The organism is Paeniclostridium hominis (genome assembly GCF_014306135.1).
GTDB lineage: Bacteria > Bacillota > Clostridia > Peptostreptococcales > Peptostreptococcaceae > Paraclostridium > Paraclostridium hominis.
Genome location: NZ_JACRWD010000008.1, coordinates 21,130 through 43,201, shown reverse-complemented (window position 1 = coordinate 43,201; position 22,072 = coordinate 21,130). Strand labels below are relative to the sequence as shown.

At 27.5% G+C, this 22,072-nt stretch carries 21 protein-coding genes and 1 pseudogene; 1 reads left to right on the top strand and 21 read right to left on the bottom strand.

All coding sequences use genetic code 11. From position 1 onward, the window contains the following. Nucleotides 1-4: 4 nt before the first annotated feature. From H8891_RS13305 to purR, 18 genes and pseudogenes are all read right to left on the bottom strand, one after another. Nucleotides 5-1,630 (bottom strand): putative polysaccharide biosynthesis protein, encoded by a 1,626-nt coding sequence (locus tag H8891_RS13305; protein ID WP_187006805.1) that lies wholly within the window; start codon nt 1,628-1,630, stop codon nt 5-7. A gap of 118 nt (nt 1,631-1,748) precedes the next feature. Beyond that, on the bottom strand, nt 1,749-2,288 hold the full coding sequence (locus H8891_RS13300; protein WP_187006826.1) for a stage V sporulation T C-terminal domain-containing protein: 540 nt from the start codon (nt 2,286-2,288) through the stop codon (nt 1,749-1,751). Between the two features lie 158 nt (nt 2,289-2,446). Next, on the bottom strand, nt 2,447-2,986 hold the full coding sequence (locus tag H8891_RS13295; protein ID WP_147547763.1) for a stage V sporulation T C-terminal domain-containing protein: 540 nt from the start codon (nt 2,984-2,986) through the stop codon (nt 2,447-2,449). A 101-nt stretch (nt 2,987-3,087) separates the two neighbouring features. Beyond that, nucleotides 3,088-4,083, bottom strand: a complete 996-nt coding sequence (locus H8891_RS13290; RefSeq protein ID WP_187006804.1) for a peptidylprolyl isomerase — start codon at nt 4,081-4,083, stop codon at nt 3,088-3,090. A 14-nt stretch (nt 4,084-4,097) separates the two neighbouring features. Next, a complete protein-coding gene (gene mfd, locus H8891_RS13285; RefSeq protein ID WP_187006803.1) occupies nt 4,098-7,499 on the bottom strand; it encodes a transcription-repair coupling factor in 3,402 nt (1,133 codons plus the stop codon). A gap of 20 nt (nt 7,500-7,519) precedes the next feature. Continuing rightward, nucleotides 7,520-8,080: an aminoacyl-tRNA hydrolase gene (pth, locus tag H8891_RS13280; protein WP_187006802.1), complete on the bottom strand. Its 561-nt coding sequence runs from the start codon at nt 8,078-8,080 to the stop codon at nt 7,520-7,522. A gap of 54 nt (nt 8,081-8,134) precedes the next feature. Next, nucleotides 8,135-8,740 carry a prepilin peptidase gene (locus tag H8891_RS13275; protein ID WP_187006801.1) on the bottom strand — a complete coding sequence of 202 codons (606 nt, stop codon included), beginning with the start codon at nt 8,738-8,740 and terminating at the stop codon, nt 8,135-8,137. Nucleotides 8,741-8,850: 110 nt separating this feature from the next. Next, entirely contained in the window at nt 8,851-9,630 is a 780-nt protein-coding gene (locus H8891_RS13270; RefSeq protein ID WP_187006800.1) for a prepilin peptidase, read from the bottom strand. Then, nucleotides 9,630-10,691: a type IV pilus twitching motility protein PilT gene (locus H8891_RS13265; RefSeq protein WP_187006799.1), complete on the bottom strand. Its 1,062-nt coding sequence runs from the start codon at nt 10,689-10,691 to the stop codon at nt 9,630-9,632. The genes H8891_RS13270 and H8891_RS13265 overlap by 1 nt, the downstream gene beginning before the upstream one ends. Next, nucleotides 10,678-10,851: a hypothetical protein gene (locus H8891_RS13260; RefSeq protein ID WP_187006798.1), complete on the bottom strand. Its 174-nt coding sequence runs from the start codon at nt 10,849-10,851 to the stop codon at nt 10,678-10,680. Before H8891_RS13260 ends, H8891_RS13265 begins: the two co-directional genes overlap by 14 nt. 916 nt (nt 10,852-11,767) lie before the next feature. Beyond that, nucleotides 11,768-11,839 (bottom strand): annotated as a pseudogene (locus H8891_RS15735) (type II secretion system protein); the annotation flags it as partial. A gap of 82 nt (nt 11,840-11,921) precedes the next feature. Next, complete coding sequence (locus H8891_RS13250) at nt 11,922-12,074, bottom strand: hypothetical protein (RefSeq protein WP_187006797.1); 153 nt, start codon at nt 12,072-12,074, stop codon at nt 11,922-11,924. A 497-nt stretch (nt 12,075-12,571) separates the two neighbouring features. Then, nucleotides 12,572-12,817: a hypothetical protein gene (locus H8891_RS13245; protein ID WP_187006796.1), complete on the bottom strand. Its 246-nt coding sequence runs from the start codon at nt 12,815-12,817 to the stop codon at nt 12,572-12,574. A gap of 331 nt (nt 12,818-13,148) precedes the next feature. After that, nucleotides 13,149-13,277 carry a hypothetical protein gene (locus tag H8891_RS15530; RefSeq protein ID WP_276510632.1) on the bottom strand — a complete coding sequence of 43 codons (129 nt, stop codon included), beginning with the start codon at nt 13,275-13,277 and terminating at the stop codon, nt 13,149-13,151. A 42-nt stretch (nt 13,278-13,319) separates the two neighbouring features. Next, a complete protein-coding gene (locus H8891_RS13240) occupies nt 13,320-14,273 on the bottom strand; it encodes a ribose-phosphate diphosphokinase (protein ID WP_147547771.1) in 954 nt (317 codons plus the stop codon). Nucleotides 14,274-14,367: 94 nt separating this feature from the next. Next, the gene (gene glmU, locus H8891_RS13235; protein WP_187006795.1) at nt 14,368-15,738 is read right to left on the bottom strand and encodes a bifunctional UDP-N-acetylglucosamine diphosphorylase/glucosamine-1-phosphate N-acetyltransferase GlmU; all 1,371 of its coding nucleotides are present in this window, start codon (nt 15,736-15,738) and stop codon (nt 14,368-14,370) included. A gap of 208 nt (nt 15,739-15,946) precedes the next feature. Continuing rightward, entirely contained in the window at nt 15,947-16,225 is a 279-nt protein-coding gene (spoVG, locus tag H8891_RS13230; RefSeq protein WP_147547775.1) for a septation regulator SpoVG, read from the bottom strand. A 169-nt stretch (nt 16,226-16,394) separates the two neighbouring features. After that, nucleotides 16,395-17,279 (bottom strand): pur operon repressor, encoded by an 885-nt coding sequence (gene purR / locus H8891_RS13225; protein WP_147547777.1) that lies wholly within the window; start codon nt 17,277-17,279, stop codon nt 16,395-16,397. A gap of 224 nt (nt 17,280-17,503) precedes the next feature. On the opposite strand from purR, the gene murC reads away from it, so the two are divergent. Then, complete coding sequence (gene murC, locus H8891_RS13220) at nt 17,504-18,856, top strand: UDP-N-acetylmuramate--L-alanine ligase (protein WP_187006794.1); 1,353 nt, start codon at nt 17,504-17,506, stop codon at nt 18,854-18,856. Nucleotides 18,857-18,907: 51 nt separating this feature from the next. Here murC and H8891_RS13215 read toward each other — a convergent pair whose 3' ends face one another. The 3 genes from H8891_RS13215 to H8891_RS13205 all read right to left on the bottom strand — a co-directional run bounded on the left by H8891_RS13215 (nt 18,908) and on the right by H8891_RS13205 (nt 22,006). Next, nucleotides 18,908-19,702 (bottom strand): hypothetical protein, encoded by a 795-nt coding sequence (locus H8891_RS13215; RefSeq protein WP_187006793.1) that lies wholly within the window; start codon nt 19,700-19,702, stop codon nt 18,908-18,910. Between the two features lie 110 nt (nt 19,703-19,812). Next, nucleotides 19,813-20,709: a cation diffusion facilitator family transporter gene (locus H8891_RS13210; protein ID WP_187006792.1), complete on the bottom strand. Its 897-nt coding sequence runs from the start codon at nt 20,707-20,709 to the stop codon at nt 19,813-19,815. 181 nt (nt 20,710-20,890) lie between these two features. Then, nucleotides 20,891-22,006, bottom strand: coding sequence for a M20/M25/M40 family metallo-hydrolase (locus H8891_RS13205; protein WP_187006791.1), 1,116 nt, complete (start codon nt 22,004-22,006; stop codon nt 20,891-20,893). Nucleotides 22,007-22,072: the final 66 nt, after the last annotated feature.

The following is a 22,072-nucleotide window of genomic DNA, read 5'->3' as shown; positions in this document are numbered from 1 at the left end:
TATATTACTTCATAATTTTTAATTTTCTAAGAACTTTATATACTTTATCTCCTTTAGGCATACTTAATAATTCTTCTTTCTTTATACCACCTAAAGTAAATGTAGCCAATATATAAACTATCGCTCCAATTGCTATGGCTAGTATAGTAGATAAAGTATTACCTAATATTCCTATTATAAATGTAAAACTTAACTTAACCACTATAAACATAGTAATTACTATTAACAACGGCTTTATAAAAAATTCCATCTTCGACAACTTCATTTTCATTGCCTTTTTTATGTAAATTAATTCAAGCATACTAGCTACAAAATAAGCTGTTAAAGTCCCTAATGCAGAACCTATAACATTTATTTGTGGTATAGCTGTCAATGTATAACTTATAACTACTTTAAATACCATGCCTATAACCAAACATATCACTGGAACCATTGGTTTTCCCATACCTTGAAGTATCCCATTTAAACTTTGTATTAATCCTAAAAATACTATACAAGGAGCAAGAACTAATAGTATAGTCCCTACTGTAGCTGGTTCTCCAGGATATAAAAGTTTCATTATAGGATGTGCTAATGATGCTATTCCAAAGGCTGCTGGTAAAACAATCATTAGCGTTATCTTTATAGCACTCTTAGTTTCTTTTATTGCTTTAATCCTATTTCCTACTGCATAAGCTTGAGATATAGTCGGAACTAAGCTCATACTCATAGCTACAGTTATAACAGATGGTAAGTTGATTATAGCCATAGCCATTCCAGTTAATTGTCCAAACATTACATTTGCTTGAGTTTGAGTAAATCCAGCTTCAATTAACCGTCTTATAACAATAACGTTATCTATCATATTTACAAGTGGCATAACAGACGCTCCTATAGTTATAGGAACAGCTACTACCAGTAACTTTTTCAATATTCTAGCTATACTTTCTTCTTTAAATTTTTTACTTATTTTTATTTCTCTTTTTATAGTTTTTAATTTAACTAAATAAGCAATTATTAAATATATAATTGATGCTATAGCACCTATAGTAGCACCCATTATCGCTCCTGCTGCACCTTGTTCTGGCCCAGGGTTTGCACCCCACTTATACATAAGAAAGTATGCAAGAGTTATCCCTAAAACTACTCTAAAAAGTTGTTCACTTATTTGAGAAATAGCTATTTGAGTCATTTCCCTTCTTCCTTGGAAATATCCTCTATAAGAAGACATCACTGGAACAAATAAAAGAGCCGGTGATATTGCTAGCATAGCATATTTCGCTCCCGGATTTTCCATTATATCATTTACTATAAAATCTGCTCCAAAGAAAAATATACAAAATGCTATAAAACCAGTTATAGCTAATACGGAATAAGATACCTTAAATACCTTATGTGCTCCCTTATAATCTCCTATAGCCATCTTTTCCGATACTAACTTAGCTAAAGCTGTTGGAAATCCCGCTGTTGCCAAAGTTAAAAACAAAGTGTACACAGGATATGCCGCTTGGTAATAACCCATACCCTCTGCACCAATTAAATTCCCCAGAGGTATCCTAAAAAATGCTCCAATTATCTTAACAAGTATTCCTGCTAACCCCAGTATCAAAGCCCCTTTCAAGAACGAATCTTTCCCATTATTATTACCCATAAATACCCCCCATATCATGTTATATAACAAATTCTAATATAACATATATGCTATTATGGATTCAATATATTACCATATAAACTTTAAAAGACCCTAACAAATGTGGGTCTTTTAAAAATTATTGAACTTGTTTTCCTAAAAAATTAGCTGCTACTTTTAGGATTTTTTCATCACTTTCATTTAATTCTACTTTGTCTTTAGATACTAGACATATAGATCCTATACAATCACCTGAAAAACTTATTATTGGCATTATTATTTGAGATGTATAGTTCATAGGATCATCTTCACTTAAACATACTAATTTATTATCTTTAACATGAATAGATTCTCTTTTTTTCATAAGAGATTCCAATTCTTTACTTATACTTTTTTTCTTATAGTATTTATTAGGTAATTTAGATACAGCTATTATTGAATCTAAATCTGTTACTATAACTCCATGACCAAGTGTTTCCCCTAAAGCTTCTGCATACTCTTGTGAAAATTCATTAAGCTCTCCTATTTGAGAATATTTTTTTAATATTACTTCACCATCATTTGCAGTAAAAATTTCTAAAGGATCTCCTTCTCTAATCCTTAATGTCTTTCTTACCTCTTTGGGAATAACCACTCTTCCAAGATCATCGATTCTTCTAACTATCCCCGTAGCTTTCATACTAGATGAATCTTTTAATTTACTCATAGGATCTCCTCCTTTTAATGTCATGTAATAGACAATAATATATCATATAAACTCCACTAATTTCAATAATTTAGAGTAATTACCAATTAATGCTAAAAAGACTCATAATTCCATTATGAGTCCAGTTTATATTATTGAACTTGCTTACCTAAAAAATTAGCTGCTACCTTCAATAACTTTTCATCACTTTCACTTAGCCCTGACGCTTCTTTAGCTACTAAGCATATAGATCCTATACAATCACCCGAAGAACTTATTATAGGGATTATTATTTGTGATTTATAATCCATTGAATCATCTCTGTGTAAAGATATTAATTTATTATCTTTAACATGATTAGATACTCTATTTTCTATAAGCTCTTCTAATTCTTTACTTATGCTTTTCTCTTTATAATCTTTTTTAGGTAATTTAGATACAGCTATTATTGAATCTAAATCTGTTACTATAACTCCATGTCCAAGTGTTTCACCTAATGTTTCTGCATACTCTTGTGAAAATTCATTTAATTCTCCTATTGGAGAATATTTTTTTAATATAACTTCACCATCTTTTGCAGTAAAGATCTCTAAAGGATCTCCTTCTCTGATTCTTAATGTCTTTCTTATTTCCTTTGGAATAACAACTCTTCCAAGGTCATCTATTCTTCTAACTATTCCTGTAGCTCTCATATCAGATTAATACCTCCATTAGTAACTTTGAGTTTATTTTTACCAATGCCAAGAAAAATATGCAAAAAAACCTATACCATTCCAAATGGTATAGGTTTTTCTTATGCATTAATCTTTAAAGCTTCTTCTTCATTTTTTTCTATTTTAGCTTTTTTAACTAATTCATTAACTTTCTCAGTATATTTTTTATATAATAAGTTTTGTTTTATATTGTTTTTCACTTCATCAAAAGTATATTCTTTGTATTTTTTATCAGTAACTTTTATTATATGATATCCAAATTGAGATTCAACTATATCAGATATTTCACCTTTGTCCATTCCAAATGCAGCTTTTTCAAATTCTGGAACCATTTGACCTTTTGAGAAAAATCCTAAATCTCCTCCATTAACTGCAGAACTTTTATCATCAGAATATTCTTTAGCTAATTTAGAAAAATCATCTCCAGCTTTAACCTTTTTATACACTTCCTCTGCTTTTTTCTTAGCTTCTTTTTTCTTTTCTTCAGAAAATGGCTTATTAGTTTTTTGATCTACTGTTGATATTAATATATGAGATGCTTTCACCTCATCATCTACATAATTATTTTTATTTTCCTCATAATATTTTTTCATTTCTGCTTCAGTTATTTTAGTATTCTTATCAAAATTATTTTTAAAATTTTGTATTGTTATATCTTTAGTTAACTGAGATTTTAAAAATTCATCATCAATATCATTATCTTTAAGGAATTTTTCATAGTCTTTATCTTTTTTTATACTTTCTTTTAATTGCTTAAATTGTTTATCTACTTCTGATTGCTTAGCTTCTAACTTCTCTTTCTTAGCCTCTTGATAAACTACTTGTTCTTGTATCATTTGTTGTAAAATAGCTTTTTTCATTTCATCCTTGTATTTTACACCTTTTTTTATTTCTTGATCCCATAAATCTTTACCATACATTTTTGAAATAGATTCTTTATAAGTAGCAACAGTTTTCTTAAAGTCATCTGCAGATATATCTACTCCGTTTACAACTGCCACAGGTTTTTTTGATCCACAAGCAGTCATACCTATTCCTAACATAATTACCATTAGCAATGATACTATTTTTTTCACTTTAATCACCCTTTCTAATTATTTTTTTGATTTTTACTCATACACATTTGTTCAAGTATATTTTTTAACTCATCTATTATCTTATACCCATTTTTTTCCTTAGTTCTATATCTTGTTAAAGGAAGAAGTATTACTTCATCTTTTAACATCCTAATTTTTTCTATACCTAACTTTTTGCATAAGGTCTTCATGTATGCTATAGATATTAGGGCATTAACAGATTTAGGTATATCTGAAAATCTATCTTCTAATTCTTCTTTTATATCCTTCATATCTTCTTCATTCTCTATAGATGCAATTTTTTTATACATTTCAATTTTTATAATTTCATCTTCTATATAGCTATCAGGTATATATGCATTTACAGGTAAATCAACTTCTACATCTATTTCTTTTTCTACTACCTCACCTTTAACTTTTCTTATTGCATCATTTAGCATTTTTACGTATAAATCATATCCAATGACTGCCATGTGTCCATGTTGTTGAGGTCCTAAAATGTTACCCGCACCTCTTATTTCTAAATCTCTCATAGCTATCTTAAATCCTGAACCAAATTCAGTAAATTCTCTTATTGCCTTTAATCTTTTTTCTGCTATTTCACTTAATACTTTATCTTTTTCATACATGAAATATGCATAACCTTGCCTATTACTTCTTCCAACTCTTCCTCTTAATTGATAAAGTTGTGCTAATCCCATTTTATCTGCATCATATACAATCATAGTATTAGCATTTGATATATCCATACCTGTTTCTATTATTGTTGTACAAACAAGTACATTATACTCTTTATTTAAAAATCCTAATATTATATTTTCTAGTTCCTTGCCTGTCATCCTTCCATGTGCTACTGCTATTTTTGCATCTGGAACTAATCTTTGTATCATACTAGCCATTTCATCTATTCTTTCAACTCTATTGTAAACAAAGAATACCTGTCCACCTCTAGCTATTTCTCTTTCTATCTCATCTTGTATTATACTTTCTTTACCTTCAACAACATAAGTTATAACTGGATATCTCTCTTGAGGAGGTTCTTCTATAACACTCATATCTCTTATTCCACTTAGTGACATATGAAGAGTTCTAGGTATAGGTGTTGCTGATAATGTTAATACATCTACTGTAGATTTTATCTTCTTTAAAGATTCTTTGTGTTTTACGCCAAATCTTTGCTCCTCATCAATAACTACTAATCCCAAATTAGGAAGTTCTATATCTTTAGATATAATTCTATGAGTACCTATTATTACATCTACTAAACCTTTTCTAGCATCCTCTATAATTTGTTTTTGCTCTTTAGGAGTTTTAAATCTACTTAAAACTTCAACTCTTATTGGATAATTTTCAAATCTTGATTTAAAAGTGTTATAATGTTGCTGAGCAAGAATAGTTGTTGGAACAAGTACAGCAACTTGTTTTTGATCCATACAAGCTTTAAAAATAGCTCTTATAGCTACTTCAGTCTTTCCATATCCAACATCTCCACATATAAGTCTATCCATTACTTTATTTGATTCCATATCTTTTTTAGTTTCTTCTATAGCTTTTAATTGATCATCTGTTTCTTGATATGGGAATAAAGTTTCAAATTCACTTTGCCATAACTTATCTTTAGAGAATTTATATCCTTTTATCTTTTCTCTTTTAGCATATAGTTCTACTAAATCTTTGGTCATATCTTCTATTTCTTTTTTTACTTTAGCTTTTGCTTTTGCCCATTCGCTACTTCCAAGCTTATTTAATTTTACCTTTTCAGTGTCTGCTCCTATAAACTTTTGAATTTTATCCATTTGATCTATTGGAACATACAGGTTATCTCCACCTTGGTAAACAACTCTCATATAGTCTTTTTTAACTCCATTTACAGTTAATTGATCTATACCTACATACCTACCAACACCACTATTTTCATGAACAACATAATCTCCAACATTCAGGTCTAAAAATGTTTCTATTTTTTGACCTTTATTAAATTTTTTAGATTTAGATGTTTTAGCTCTTTTATTAGAACCTATCATTTCTTTATCTGTTATAACATCAAATTTTATAGATTTATATTGGAATCCTGATGTTATATTACCCACAACTATAACAACTTGAGATGAGTGTATCTCTATATCTCTTTTTCTTGTTAAAACACTTTCTATACCTAGATTTAAAAGCTCTTTATTTAACTTTTTAGCTCTATCATAAGTATTTGTAGCTAAAACAACTTTATGGCCATTATATTTCAATCTATTTAATTCTTCTGCAAGAATATCTAACTTCCCATTAAATGATGGAACTTCTCTACTTTCAAAATTAACTATAGATGCCACACTAAAGTCATTTATAGATTTAGTTAACAACATATTTAAAATTAATTTTTTACCATCAATTAAGTATTCTAAATCAGAATAATGATATAAAAGATTACCTTGTTGCTTTAATGCTAAACCTCTTTCTAAGTTTAATTTATAATTCTCCTTAAACTCAGATATATAGTTTTCACATCTTTCCTTTAATCTAGAAATATCATTTACAAATATAATTGCATCATCTTTTAAGTAAGTAAATATACTTTTGTTTTCATCCGTATACATATAATCTATATAATTTTCCACACCTTCGAAATATGTTGAAGATGCTACATTTTCAATATTTCTATGTACATCATCATCTGTAAAATCATTAGTATCTTTTTTAATTCTTTCTACAGATTCATCTATACTTTCTGGATATATATACTCTCTTGATGGAGTTATTGTACATTTTTTTATCTTCTTTATAGATTTTTGAGTAAATACATCAAATGTTCTTATCGATTCAATCTCATCATCAAATAACTCTATACGAATAGGAGTATCATACTCTAATGAAAATATATCTATTATTCCACCTCTAATGCTAAATTGTCCAAATCCTTCAATTTTAGATACTCTTTCATATCCTAAATTAACTAGTTTTTTAGATAAATTTTCTACATCGATGATATCACCTATTTTATAAGTGAATATACTCTTTTTTAAAATTTCCTTTGGCACATATTTACTAAGAATAGCTTCAACAGATGTAACTATAACTGTATTTTCTTTACTTATCATCCTTAGTAATACTTTTAACTTTCTAGCTTCTTCATTTCTATCCTTTGCATCTAAATGATAAAAGTATATATCTTGAGAACTTAAATAATCAACTTTATCTTTCATATAAAAATATAAATCTTCATATACTTTTTTAGCTTCTAAATCAGTATTAGCAATATATAAAACCTGTCTTTTTAAATCATTAAATAAAGAGTACACTATATTTGGTTTTTGAGGTTGTAATAAACCATTTATAAGTAGTGTTCCCTTAATATTTTCTATGTTACTTAATATGTCTTTATATTCTTTAGAATTTTGCAAAGGAGATATAAAAATATCGTTCATATTCTAACCCCCCTTATAAACTAACCATTATATTTATTCATTGATAAATCTATATTTTCTCTTATTATACAATCTACAGACTTAGCTGCTTTTTCTAATCCATCTTGAATATCTGATGATTCTTCTTTCCTAAATCTAGATAAAACAAAATCTGCTAAATCTTGTCCTGGTCTAGGTTTTGATACCCCAACTCTTACTCTTGGAAATTCATTAGTTCCTAGGCACTTTAATATAGATCTCATTCCATTATGAGTTCCACCACTACCTTTTTTTCTTATTCTTATTTTTCCGACATCTAAATCTATATCATCATATATGACAACTATATTATTAGAGTCTACTTTATAATAATTGTATATATCTATTAGTGTTTCTCCACTTAAATTCATATATGTCTGGGGCTTTACTAGTAAAACTTTTTCATTTCCTACTCTACCTTCACCTATAAGTGCCTTATGTTTTATTTTCGTTACGCTTATGCCATATTCCTTTGCCAAAATATCTATAACATCAAATCCAACGTTATGTCTTGTATGCTCGTATTGTTTACCTGGATTTCCTAATCCTACTATTACGTACATTTTCATTCCTCCCTTTACTTGTTATTATTTCTTATAAATTAAATTTTTAAAATTTCATATATTAAATATAAAGTTTTGTTGTGATAGTATTACGAATGTTGTTGCTAAAAATATACAAGGTGCAAATGGCATATATGAATTTTTTGATTTTTTCTTAAATAATAATAAGTAAACTCCATAAATACTTCCTATTATAAAAGATATAGGTATCATATATACACTTTTTTCTATCCCTATACAAAAACAACACAAAGTATAGACTCCTATATCTCCTGAGCCTACACCTTTTGTTAGTTTAACCATTATATAAGGAATAATAAATCCAAATGCTAATCCTATTATATGATATATTATATTATCCTTTGTCAATAACAATATAATTCCTTGAATTATTATACCACTAATTATAGTTATATCGTATATATACATTGTATAATAGTCTATTATAGATATTACCACTAAAAAACACACTAGTAATGAATATCTAAAAAATTCTTCATTAAAACCTAGTTTCACGTATAACATTAATATTATTACTGGAGTTATTATATATAATATTTCTGCAAATTTATCTTCATTTATTTTTATTTCAAATAATTCTTTTATTGAAAATTGTACTAATTGTACCATTAAAAAACTTAATAATATTATTTGTATCATAATTTAAATACTCATAGTAGGATATTTAAATTATTAACAAACTCAATAAATTATAGTCCTATTATAGTTTAAAATAATAACCTATAAGCATACAGCCCATAGGTTATTTCTTATAAAAATGTTTTTATATAAAAATCTATTATCTGATTACCATATAACATCGATATTACTGTTGCTAATGATATGAAAGGTCCAAATGGAATCATAGAATTAAATCTCTTATTTTTTATTTTATTATAAACTATAAATATTATCCCATATGCTCCTCCAATATATATGCTAAGTAACAAGGTCAGTAACGATAACTTTGTTCCTAGAAATAACCCTATCATTACAAATAGTTTTATACCTTCGCCACCTATTACTTCTTTCTTTAATATATATTCTATGATTAAGGTCAGTACTAATAATCCTCCACCTGTAAATATAGATCCCTTTATTGCATCAATAAACGGTATTCCATACCCTAAAAAATTCACTAACAATGCAGTTATGCTTCCTATTAGAACTAATATATCTGGTATTATGTAACAATCTAAATCTATAAAAGTAATTATTATAAGTAATGATGTTAAAAACATATAATATATTGTAATAAATTTATATTCAAAAGTTATATATATAAGTGTAAATAGTATTCCAGTTATAATTTCTACTATTGTATATCTTGGTGATATTTTTTCTTTACAATATCTACATTTTCCTTTTAAGAAACCCCAACCAAGAATAGGAACTAAATCTATGGGCTTTAATCTTGTATTACATCTATAGCAATGCGATGGCGGATTAACTATTGATTGCTTATTAGGTATACGATATATGCATACATTATAAAAACTCCCAAATATTACTCCCATTATAAATACCAGTACTGTAAAATACATGTCCATTAATATACACCACCAATTAATCTATTAGTATATTCAAAGTCACTACACCTACTTAATACACTTTCCCTTGATATCTTACCCTGCCTAAATAAATTAACAAGTTCTTGATCCATTGATTTCATACCTAGTTTTGCACCCGTTTGTATCATGTTTGGTATCTGATATGTTTTTGATTCTCTTATTAAGTTTCTTATAGCTGGCGTAGTAATCATTACCTCAACTGCGACAACTCTATTTCTTCCATCTATAGTAGGTATAAGTTGTTGTGAAATTACACCTTCACATACAGTCGATAATTGAGTTTTTATCTGTTGCTGTTGATCCGTAGGAAACATATCAACTATTCTATCTATAGTTTTGACAGCACCTACAGTATGTAGAGTTGAAAATACTAAATGTCCAGTCTCAGCTGCAGTTAATGCTATAGATACAGTTTCTGGATCCCTCATTTCTCCTATAAGAATCACATCTGGATCTTGGCGAAGAATCGATTTCAATGCCGTATTAAAACTTTCAGTATCATTTCCAATTTCTCTTTGTGATATTATACTAGTTTTATGATAATGCACATATTCTATTGGATCTTCCAAAGTTATTATATGTTTTTGTTGCTTTTCGTTTATTATATCTATTAAGCTTGCTAAAGTTGTACTTTTACCACTTCCAGTAGGTCCTGTAACTAATACTAATCCTTTTTCTTTTTCGATAAATTTACTTATTACTTCTGGTAATCCTAATGTTTTAAAAGATGGGATTTCAGATGTTATTGTTCTTATTGCTATTGCATAATTTCCTTTTTGTTTATATGCATTTACCCTAAATCTCTCTCCATTTTCTATTGCCACGGAAAAGTCACACTCTCCTTGTTTTTTAAGTCTTTCAAAATTTTTTTGTCCTGCCAATTCTTTTACCATTTCTTTTGTATCTTCTTTTGTAAGTAGTTTATCTGATAATTTAACAAACTTCCCTTTTGTTCTAGCTATGGGTTCACAATCTGTTGTTATATGTATATCTGATGCCCCTAACTCAACAGCTATTTTTAACACACTAAAAATTCCCATAAAAATTCTCCTTTTTCAAACTACTATTTATAGTAATTTGTTTTCCCAAACATATATTTACCCTATTTAAAAGATTTGTTGTTTTTTCTAAATGTTTTACTGCTTTATCTTCATTTTGATTTATAAATTCTTGATCTCTTAAATCCTCTTTTATACTCACTTGTTGAATTATTATTTTATAAATTAAGTTATTTATATCTGTTGAAATATCCTGATCATAGGCAATTTTATATTAAATATTTTCATGCATACCATATAAATTGGATTTATTTAATGTATTATTATTTTTAGATTGCTCTATGAGTATTTTTATAAGTTATTTAGCCCTAGGTAGATTATTTTCTTTTAATTCACAACTCCTTAAAATTTCATTCAAATTCTTATCAGGCATCTGTATTTACTTATTTATAATTTAAAATTCTAATAAATTGGCTTTTATATCTGTTAATCCTCTATAAACAATACTTTGGTTCACTTCATATTTTAATTTATTATCAGAATCTTAAGTAGATTGATTCCCATTATTACAGATACTTGTTTTGATAAAAAATCACATACTCATTCTTAAATATTTCCTTGGACATTATAATCAGCCTTTATTACATTTTGAGTATTTTTAGTATTCTTAATTTGACTTAGAATCTATTTGAAAAGTATTAAAATAATAATATGATACTAGCTAATATTATTATTTTAATAGCTAGTATCATTGCAGAGTCGTTTTTACTTGTTAGTTTATTCTTGACTTTCATATCTTAGACTCTCTCCTTAACAAGTACTTTTGTACTTAATGCTCACAACCCTTTTGCTAAAATCTAATATAAACTTAACTACCATATCTATATAGTATAAATAAAGATATTTTACTTATTGCTTATTTTTGTATTTTCTATATCTCATATTTAACTATATTTAGGTGAATTATATGTACCAGCTTATTGTAATTTAATTTTTTCTACTTTTATTTATTTAGTTAAATGTTCAGTTTCATTTTTTAATATATCAATAGCATGTATATCTTTTTTATTTTTAGCATTTCCTATATTATTCATATTAACTATCATACAAAATTCCATACTAACTAAAGATACAATAAAAAGCGAAATTAATACTTCAATAAAAGTAAATCCTTTATTATTTAACTTAATATATAATACATATAGTTTGTTGTACTAATAAAAGAATCAAATTTACCTGAATTCCAATTATTTGGATTTTCTGTTTCAATTTTTAAATTAGACAATGAGACATATACATTATAAATTTAAATATAGCTGTTAAATTTCCTTTTAGTTTATTTTCTTTTTTAGGATTTAATCTTTGGTTTAACTGTTGTTTGTCAGAACTCTTATTATTTAATTCATTCTTTATAAATACTTCCATATTAAAATTTTGAATTTGTGTAACATTTTTTATTATTCTAGATAATACATCATTTTTCTTATATATCTATAGTTTCATCTAACTTGCAGCGTTGTTGGAATCACATAAAAATTTTTGTATTTCACAAAAGATTCAACATTGTAATTTAAAAGTTCTATTCCATTTTGCTCATAATATTAGATAATTCAACTAAAAACATTGCCTCTTGTATATCATATGATAGCTTTTGACTTTTATCACTTACTTCTTTTTTTAAATTATATAATTCATCATTATTAGCTTTGATTTTGCAATATTTAAATTATTATTTACTTTGTTAAACTAGGTGAATTCAAAATAAATTATAAAGTATCCACAGATAATAAATCCTAATAGTAATCAAACTAATATAGTTATATTTTTAATATTTATTTTCATCCTTTTTATAGTTTCAAGTTTTGCATGTTTAAATTAAATTCACATATAAACTGTCCTACGTTTCTTGTGGAACCTGAAATTTATTCTATTGTTACTAAATTTGTTTTTTGTTCTTTACCTTTTTCTTTTTCATTCTTATTGTTTCTTTGAACAAGCCTTTCACCATAACTTACATATATGTCAAAAAGATTCTCAATACCTTTTACTATTTCACTTGAAAAAGCCACTCTAAAGGTATTTATCAAGTCTTTATTATAAGTAAACTTATCTATAGTTACTATCTTATCTACTGATTTATCAAAATTTCTAGATGAATAATAATTCATAAAAACATTAACTTTTCCTACAATATATCAACTATCGTTCCATAATAGCCTATATATACTATTATCTTTAAAAAACTTAAATATAATGTATCTATAGTATCAATAACTTCATTATTTAATTTAAATTTAAAACTTATATAATCTGATCTACTTCATTATTATAAATTACTGCTAATATCAGCTCTAAATATTTAATTCCTTCTTCATCTTCAGTTGTAACTTCATATAAAAATATCTGGCTAATCTATGGCTAAAGACATTATTTCATTAATTTCTATATTCATAAAACCTTGTAAATCTTTTTATAACCTTTAGGTATTTTATTTGACTTTTATATAACTTCTTTAGTATTTAACCATAAAATTATGTTTTTACTTTCAAAGCATCCTCTCATTAAAGCTTGTCTCAGTAATTCATAGTTCTCTAAATCATAATCTATATTTATATCTAAGCAATACAAATAAAAAGAGACCTATAAAAGGTCTCTTTTTTACACGCATATTTAGTTAAATAATTTACTTACTGACTCGTTAGCAAATATTTTCTTTATAGCATCTCCAAATAAAGGAGCTACTGTTTTTATTTTTATTTTGTCTATCTTCTTTTCTTCAGGAAGTTGTATAGTATCAAGTACTATTAATTCGCTTATAGCTGAATTCTCTATTCTTTCTATAGCTGGACCTGATAAAACTCCATGAGTACAACATGCATAAACATCTTTAGCACCAAACTCTTTAAGAGCATTTGCAGCATTAACTATTGTTCCAGCAGTATCTATCATGTCATCTAGTAATATAACATTTTTACCTTCAACCTCACCTATTATGTTCATAACTTCACATACGTTAGCTTTTGGTCTTCTCTTGTCTATTATAGCTATTGGAACATCTCCATTTAAGTCATTAGCAAATTTTCTAGATCTTGTAACACTTCCTAAGTCAGGTGAAACTACTACTAAATCTTCAATGTTTTTAGTATTGAAATAATCTGCTAATATTTTTCCACCTTGTAAGTGATCTAGTGGTATATCAAAGTATCCTTGTATTTGAGCTGCATGTAAATCCATTGTTAAAACTCTGTCTGCTCCTGCTGCAGTTATTAAGTTAGCAACTAATTTAGCTGTGATTGGATCTCTAGCCTTAGCCTTTCTGTCTTGTCTTGCATATCCATAGTATGGTATAACAGCAGTTACTCTTCCTGCAGATGCTCTTCTTAATGCATCTATCATTATTAATAATTCCATTAAATTATCATTTACTGGACTATTAGTTGATTGTATTACGAAGACATCACATCCTCTTACTGTTTCACTTATATTTACAGATATTTCGCCATCACTAAATGTGCCAACTTCACACTTAGCCATTGGTACACCTATGTAATCAGCTACTTTTTGAGCTAACTCTTTCGACGCATTTCCTGCAATTATTTTAATTTCGCTTCCGCTAGTATTCATAATTACCTCCCGAAAATTTTGTTAAAGAAAATATTTATATTTAAACGTAAATATAGCCAAAAGCTATATTTACGTTAAAGTCTAACTTAAAAAATTATTTATTTTTTTTATTCTTTTTCTCTACCCAGCCTTCTTTTACTACTTGTCTTTCTCTAGCTACTGCTAAAGCTCCAGCTGGTACATCATGAGTTATTGTCGACCCTGTCGCAACATATCCATTTTCTTCTACTGTAACTGGAGCAACTAAGTTTGAATTAGATCCTATAAATGCCCCATCTTTTACTACTGATTTAAATTTATTTTTTCCATCGTAGTTTACAAATACAGTTCCACACCCTATATTAACATTCTTTCCTACATGAGCATCTCCAATGTAAGTTAGATGTGATGCTTTAGAATTATCTTCTATAGTCGCGTTTTTAACTTCTACAAAGTCTCCTATTTTAACATTGTTTCCTATATTACTTTTTGGTCTTAAGTATGCATACGGACCTACTTTAGTATTATTACCTACTTTACTATCTATTATAGTAGAACTTTCTACCTCTGTATCATCACCTATTGTTGAATTTGATATACATGAATTCATACCTATAACACAATTACTTCCTATAACAGTGTTTCCTTTTAGCATAGCTCCAGGATATATTATTGTATCATTTCCTATTTTTACATCAGCTTCTATATATGTGTGATTTACATCTATTATAGTTACACCATTAACCATGTGCATAGTATTTATTTTTCTTCTCATTATTTCTTCTGCTTTGGCTAATTCTACTCTTGAGTTAACACCCATTAATTCTTCTATTGTAGCACCATTAAATGCTCCAACTTTTAATGAATTCTCTCTCATTATCTCTATTGTATCAGTTAAATAATACTCTCCTTGAGCATTATTATTGTTTATCTTTGATAAAGCTTCTTTTAAACTTTTTCCATTGAAACAGTATATACCTGAGTTTATTTCATTTACTAATTTTTCTTCTTCATTAGCATCTTTTTGCTCTACTATCTTTAATAAATCTTCATTTTCATCTCTTATTATTCTTCCATATCCAGTTGGGTTATCTACCTTTGTTGTTAAAACAGTTGCATGATATCCATTATCTAAATGATATTTAAATAAATTTTCTAGTGTATCTGAATTTACTAAAGGAGTATCACCACATAATACAACTATAGTATCATTTTCTGATATATGTTCTTTAGCCATCATAACTGCATGACCTGTTCCTAATTGTTCAGTTTGCATAGCTATCTTAGTTTCTTCAGGTAATACACCTTGAACTACTTCACTTTCATGACCCAAGATTGCAACTATTTCACTAACACCTGAATTTTTAGATACATTTATAACATGGTTTACCATTTCTCTTCCACACACTTTGTGTACTACCTTTGGTAAACTTGACTTCATTCTTGTTCCTTTTCCTGCTGCTAGGATTATAGCTTTAAAATTCATAAACCCACTCCATTTCAACTTTTTTAATTATTTTAGTAATCTATTTTATAATATGTTAGTCTATTTATTTTGTATACAATTTGTCAATTACAATAACTAATATACCATTTTTGTGTAAAAAAGTACATATTATTCAAATAAAAAAGAGCCTGGAATTCGGCTCTTCAAGAAATATATTAAAAATATATTATGTTTTTAATTTTGTTAATTATTCAGCAGCTACTTCTAATTGAGATACTGCTTCATGATAAGCTTTTAATACTTCATCTTCTAGCATTTGTCTCATTTCAGCATTTATAGGATGAGCTATATCTCTGAAGTTTCCTTCTCCTATTTTTCTACTTGGCATAGCTATGAATAATCCATTATGTCCCTCTATAACCTTTATATCATGTACTACAAATAAATTATCGAAAGTTAATGAAACTATACATTTCATTTTCCCCTCGTCAGTTAATTTTCTCACTCTCACGTCAGTAATTTTCATTTTACTAATATCCCCCTTTTGTGTTTGACAAATTTAATTAAAAAAACTGAAACTGTTTTATAATATATTAATTCTATCAACTCGTTAAATTTCCTCTATTATTTTAGAAATTTTTTATTATTTTTTTACTTTTTTTTTATTTGATAGAAATTTGCCCTCAAAACTTGTCTTATCCTTCTAAATCATCCATAATGCTTTCTTCTTCTACAATTTCATTTATATCTTTAGTAGTCCAGTATTCTTCTCTAAATGTTTGTAAATTTGGCTCAACACTCACTACTTCATTATTAATTACATCTATTTGAATTAAAGATATATAATCATCAACCATTTTCTTAATTGGGTTAGTTGTAGATATAAATACTCCCTTTCCTATAACTTCAGCTCCGAACTCATTCATAAGTTCTATCATACCTTTTATAGTTCCTCCACCTCTCATAAAGTCATCTATTAATATAACTTTACTTCCAGGCTTAACAGCTTTTCTAGGTAAACTCATACTTTCTACTTTTGAACTATTTCCGCTTACATATGTCATGCTAAGTGTTGGCCCTTCTGATACTTTTGTGTCTTTTCTTATTATAACTAAAGGTAAGTTCATAGCTTTTGCTGTCATAAGCGCCATAGGTATACCTTTTGTTTCCATAGTAACAACATAATCAGCTTGTGAATAATCTATATTTGATGCAAATATTTTACCTATTTTAGATGCTATTCTAGGGTCATATATTAAATCTATCAGATATAAAAATCCTCCAGAAAGAATTCTAGATGGGTCTTTTATTTCTTCACATAGGTTTAATAAAAACTCTTCATTTTCTGCTTTAGATGTTTTAGGTATATATTTAACTCCACCAGCTGCACCTGATATCGTTATCACTTGTCCTAACTCAAGTTTTTCAAAAACATTTTTAACAACTATTAAATCTTCACTTATTGTAGACTTTGCTGAGTTAAATTTAGATGTGAAGTAGCTTAATGTAAATATTTTATTAGGATTATCAGATAATATTTTAACTATTGCACCTATACGCTCCGTCCTTTTAAATTTCATGTAAATACCTCCTGTACTAAAAACCTATGTATTTTAACTTATTAATGCATATTTTATATCATTATGTTATAATATTTGTTATGTTTTATTCGAAATTTAATATATTTAATATGTAGAAATATTTTATAATTTTATTTTGCTTAAAATATTGAACATTATACTATTATATCATAAACATAGTTCTTATTGTAGAACTTTTAATTTACTAGAAAGGTGGTTTCACTATGAACATATTCTTTATAGGTGTTGGCGGTATTAGCATGAGTGCATTAGCTAAAATATGTTTAAATAAAGGTTACAATGTTTTCGGATCAGATTCTACAGATTCTCATTTATTAGATAACCTTCGTGATCAAGGAGCAACTATATATATAGGTCATAAAAAAGAACATATAACTGATGATATAGATATGGTAGTTTATACTGCTGCTGTTAAATCTGATAATGAAGAATTAGTTGCTGCTAAAGAAAAAAATAAATTAATTATAAATAGAGCTGCTTTTTTAGGGCAAATAATGAGAGAATATCAAAATTCTATAGCTGTTTCTGGTACTCATGGAAAAACATCTACAACATCAATGCTATCTGCTATATTTGAATATGCAGAACTTGACCCAACTATACTAGTTGGCGGAAACCTTAGCATAATAGGTGGTAATGTTAAGATAGGAAAATCTCAAAACTTTATAACAGAGGCTTGCGAATACGTTGATAGTTTCTTAAACTTCAACCCTAAAATATCTGTCGTTTTAAATATAGAAGAAGATCATTTAGATTATTTCTCTGGAATAGATGAAATAAAAGCATCTTTTAATAAATTTGGTAAATTATTACCTTACGATGGTTACTTCATAATAAATGGAGACGATGAAAATACTAAGGATATATTACATGAAATAAAAGCTACTGTTATTAAATATGGTCAAAACGAAGGAAATAATGCTCTAATTAAAGATATTAAATTCGACGCTGATGGCTATGGAATATTTAATATAAATTACAATGGAATTGATTTAGGAGAGTTTAAGCTTTCTGTTCCTGGAATACACAATGTATACAATGCTACAGGAGCTATATTAGCAGCTTTAGTTTCTGGTGTAGAATTAGAAACTATAAGAAAAAATATATCTTTATATAGTGGTGTAGGTAGAAGATTCGAAGTTAAAGGTAAATACAACAATGCTTTAGTTGTAGATGACTATGCACATCATCCAACAGAATTAAAAGCTACATTATCTGCAGCTAAGAAAATTAAGAAAAATAAATTATGGTGTATATTCCAACCACATACTTACACGAGAACTAAATCATTATTAAATGAATTCTCTGATGCATTTTATGCAGCTGATAAAGTTATAATAACTGATATATATGCAGCTCGTGAAAAAGATCCAGGAGACATACATTCTAAAGATTTAGTTGATAAATTATATCAAAATAATGTTGATGTAATATACTTAAGTAAATTTGAAGAAATAGTAGATTACCTTGCAGAAAATGTTACTGATGATGATTTAGTTATAACTGCAGGAGCTGGTACTGTATATAAAGTTGGCGAAATGCTACTTGAAAAATAATATAAAAAAAGCTAGGTGAATTTCGCCTAGCTTTTTTATTTACAATAATAACTATTTCTTTTCAATTTTAAATACATCATCTCTTAAATAATTAAATAATCCATTATGAACTTCATAATACGCTGTTGCTTTATCAGAAGTTACTTTTACATAGTCATCTCCCATAGTTTCAAGCGTTATGGAATAACCATCTCCCTTTATCTTAACTGTAAAGTTGTATGGACTTCTTTCTTTACTTTTTTCTGGCTGTATTTTTCCAACTAGTCTTTTTACAGATATACTATATGCTAAATCATCATAATTCCATCTCCATGGTTTTTTAACTTCATCTCCATATATGATTTCTATACTATCCCATGTTTTGTATTTTTTTACAGAATCTATAGATGTATATATACTTTCTTGTAATAATTTATCAAATATCTTTTTTTCTGATACAGGTATTTTATAAAACTCTTCTTTATTTACTGTAAATATTCTAAAATAATCTAAATCAGTAGAAAATCTAATACCATTATCTACATAACCTTCATATTTACTTTCATAGTTACTTGGCTTTCTTACTTGTTTAAATTTAGTAGAGAAAAACTTTATCTGATTCCAATACTCTTGCTCTACTCTTACATCTTGTAAGTTTTTATCTGACATATAAACTGTATCAGTTGTTTTCATCTGAGCTAGTAATGACCTTGAATCTTCTTGTGTGTCTTTATTTTCGACTTTAACAGGCTGATCACTTGCCTGCTTTTTTGAGAAATAAACATATGTAGCTGTATATACTATAAAGAATCCAATTATTCCTACAAGAATTAAAATCCTTTTTTTAATCTTTCTTTTCTTTGCCATAAAAGCCCCCCCTATATAATTAACGATTTTATTATACTATAAAATATGCAAACTAAAAAGCACTACAATTGAATCATAGTGCTGTTTTTATAAATTTTTATATTATTTTATTATTTTTTACAAGAATTGCCTGGGCAATTTATACAAGGTTCTACATGGACTGTTATACCTTTTACAAATTGCATCTCTTTTATTATGCGTTTTTCTAACTTAGTTGCTATCTCATGACCTTCAAAAACAGTTAAGTTCTTGTTTACACATATAGTTAAATCTACATATGCAGTAGCTCCATGTTTTCTTGTTCTTATTTCTCCTAAGTTAATTACCCCATCTGTATTTTCTGCTATGTTTACTATCTGTTTTTCTTGATCCTCATCTATTGAATAATCCATTAATTCATTAGCTGAATCTTTTAATATATCAAATCCTACTTTTGCTACGAATAAAGCTACGACTATAGATGCAATTGGATCTAATGCTTTAAAACCTAGTAAGGCTCCTCCTATACCTATAAATGCCGCAATAGATGAAAGTGCATCAGATCTATGATGCCAAGCATCAGCCTTTAATGATGGTGAGTTTATTTTATTAGCTACTTTTATAGTTATTCTATATTGATATTCTTTTATAGCTATAGAAATAATAGATACTACTAATGGTAGTAATGTAGGTACTTGAACTCTATCTAGGTTAAAAAGTGATTTAAGTGCATTAAATCCGATTTTTAATGATACAACTATTAATAATATAGATAATAAAAACGATACTAATGTTTCTGCTTTTTCATGTCCATAATTATGTTCTTTATCATTTGGTGCTTTTGCAACTTTATTACCAATTAAAACTCCTACTGAACTTATTATATCAGATGCTGAATGTAATCCATCTGCTATCATAGCATTAGATTTTCCAACTATACCTGAAAATATTTTTATAACTGTTAATACTACATTCCAAATTATAGATTGTATTGTTACCTTATTGGCTTCATCATATCTTGTTTCCACGATATTACCTCCTAATATATATACTTTATTTTATTATCCATTTTTATTCTTTCTTAAACCTACATCAAATCTTAACTGCAATAAATTATAGTTTTAATTCAACATTAATTATCATTTATCTTAAAAATGAAAAATCACCCAACAAATGTTGGGCGATTCTTTTATTATATCATATATTTAATTATGCTTCTTTAATTATTTCTAATACAGCTCTTGAAGAATTTATTATATCTTCTATTGCTATATATTCTTCTAATGTATGAGCATTTTTCATTCCTATTCCTAAGTTAACAGCTTTTAATCCATTTCCATTTAATACGTTAGTATCACTTCCACCACCTGTTGAAGCAGTATATCCTTCTATTCCTATGTTAGAGAATGCTTTTTTAGCAAGTTCAACTATCTCAGCATCATCAGCTATTTTAAATGGTGCATAGGCTCTAGTTACTTTAGCAATTACTTCTGCTCCCATAGCTTCTCCTGCTTTTTTGAATTCTTCTACCATATGATTAGTTTGAGCATCTAATTTTGATTCTTCTAAACTTCTAGCTTCTGCAACTATTTCAAGTTCAGGCATAACTATGTTTGTAGCTATTCCACCTTTAACTATACCTATGTTTGCAGTAGTTTCTTCATCTATTCTAAGTAATTTCATATTCTCTATAGCTTTAGAAGCTACCATTATAGCACTTACTCCATTTTCTGGTTGTAAACCTGCATGTGCTGGCTTACCTTTTATAGTTACTTCTATTTTATCTTGTGCTGGAGCTTTTGTTATTATTTCTCCTGGAGATCCTCCACTATCTAAAACGAAAGCATAATCTGCATTTATTTTAGAATAGTCTAGATATTGAGCTCCAAATAATCCGCCTTCTTCCCATATAGAGAATACTACTTCTATATCAGCATGATCTAAATTATTTTCTTTTATTATTCTTAAAGCTTCTAATATAGCTGCTATACCAGCTTTATCATCAGAACCTAAAACTGTAGTTCCATCACTTGTTATTATTCCTTTTGCTTCATCTATTATAGGTTTTATTCCTTCTCCTGGGCTAACTGTATCCATGTGAGAACTGAATAATACTGTTTTACCTTCTCTGTTTCCTTTTAATTTAGCTATTACGTTTCCTGTTTCTCCACCAGCTTTAACACCAGCTTCGTCTATACAAACTTCACATCCTATAGCTTCTAGTTTTTTTACTAGTACTTTAGCTACGTTACCTTCTTTAGATGAAGGACTATCTATTTTTACTAATTCTATGAATTCATCGATTAATCTTTGTTTATTTATCATATTCAATTCTCCTCCTAGTTTGTATTACATACATATATTGTAAATTATTCCATAATTTTTTTCAAT

Coding starts and splice junctions, on each gene's coding strand:
- H8891_RS13305 (WP_187006805.1), bottom strand. CDS start 1,630: ATGGGTAATAATAATGGGAAAGATTCGTTCTTGAAAGGGGCTTTGATA.
- H8891_RS13300 (WP_187006826.1), bottom strand. CDS start 2,288: ATGAAAGCTACGGGGATAGTTAGAAGAATCGATGATCTTGGAAGAGTG.
- H8891_RS13295 (WP_147547763.1), bottom strand. CDS start 2,986: ATGAGAGCTACAGGAATAGTTAGAAGAATAGATGACCTTGGAAGAGTT.
- mfd (WP_187006803.1), bottom strand. CDS start 7,499: ATGAACGATATTTTTATATCTCCTTTGCAAAATTCTAAAGAATATAAA.
- pth (WP_187006802.1), bottom strand. CDS start 8,080: ATGTACGTAATAGTAGGATTAGGAAATCCAGGTAAACAATACGAGCAT.
- H8891_RS13275 (WP_187006801.1), bottom strand. CDS start 8,740: ATGATACAAATAATATTATTAAGTTTTTTAATGGTACAATTAGTACAA.
- H8891_RS13270 (WP_187006800.1), bottom strand. CDS start 9,630: ATGGACATGTATTTTACAGTACTGGTATTTATAATGGGAGTAATATTT.
- H8891_RS13265 (WP_187006799.1), bottom strand. CDS start 10,691: ATGGGAATTTTTAGTGTGTTAAAAATAGCTGTTGAGTTAGGGGCATCA.
- H8891_RS13250 (WP_187006797.1), bottom strand. CDS start 12,074: ATGGAAGTATTTATAAAGAATGAATTAAATAATAAGAGTTCTGACAAA.
- H8891_RS13245 (WP_187006796.1), bottom strand. CDS start 12,817: ATGAATTATTATTCATCTAGAAATTTTGATAAATCAGTAGATAAGATA.
- H8891_RS13240 (WP_147547771.1), bottom strand. CDS start 14,273: ATGAATACTAGCGGAAGCGAAATTAAAATAATTGCAGGAAATGCGTCG.
- glmU (WP_187006795.1), bottom strand. CDS start 15,738: ATGAATTTTAAAGCTATAATCCTAGCAGCAGGAAAAGGAACAAGAATG.
- spoVG (WP_147547775.1), bottom strand. CDS start 16,225: ATGAAAATTACTGACGTGAGAGTGAGAAAATTAACTGACGAGGGGAAA.
- purR (WP_147547777.1), bottom strand. CDS start 17,279: ATGAAATTTAAAAGGACGGAGCGTATAGGTGCAATAGTTAAAATATTA.
- murC (WP_187006794.1), top strand. CDS start 17,504: ATGAACATATTCTTTATAGGTGTTGGCGGTATTAGCATGAGTGCATTA.
- H8891_RS13215 (WP_187006793.1), bottom strand. CDS start 19,702: ATGGCAAAGAAAAGAAAGATTAAAAAAAGGATTTTAATTCTTGTAGGA.
- H8891_RS13205 (WP_187006791.1), bottom strand. CDS start 22,006: ATGATAAATAAACAAAGATTAATCGATGAATTCATAGAATTAGTAAAA.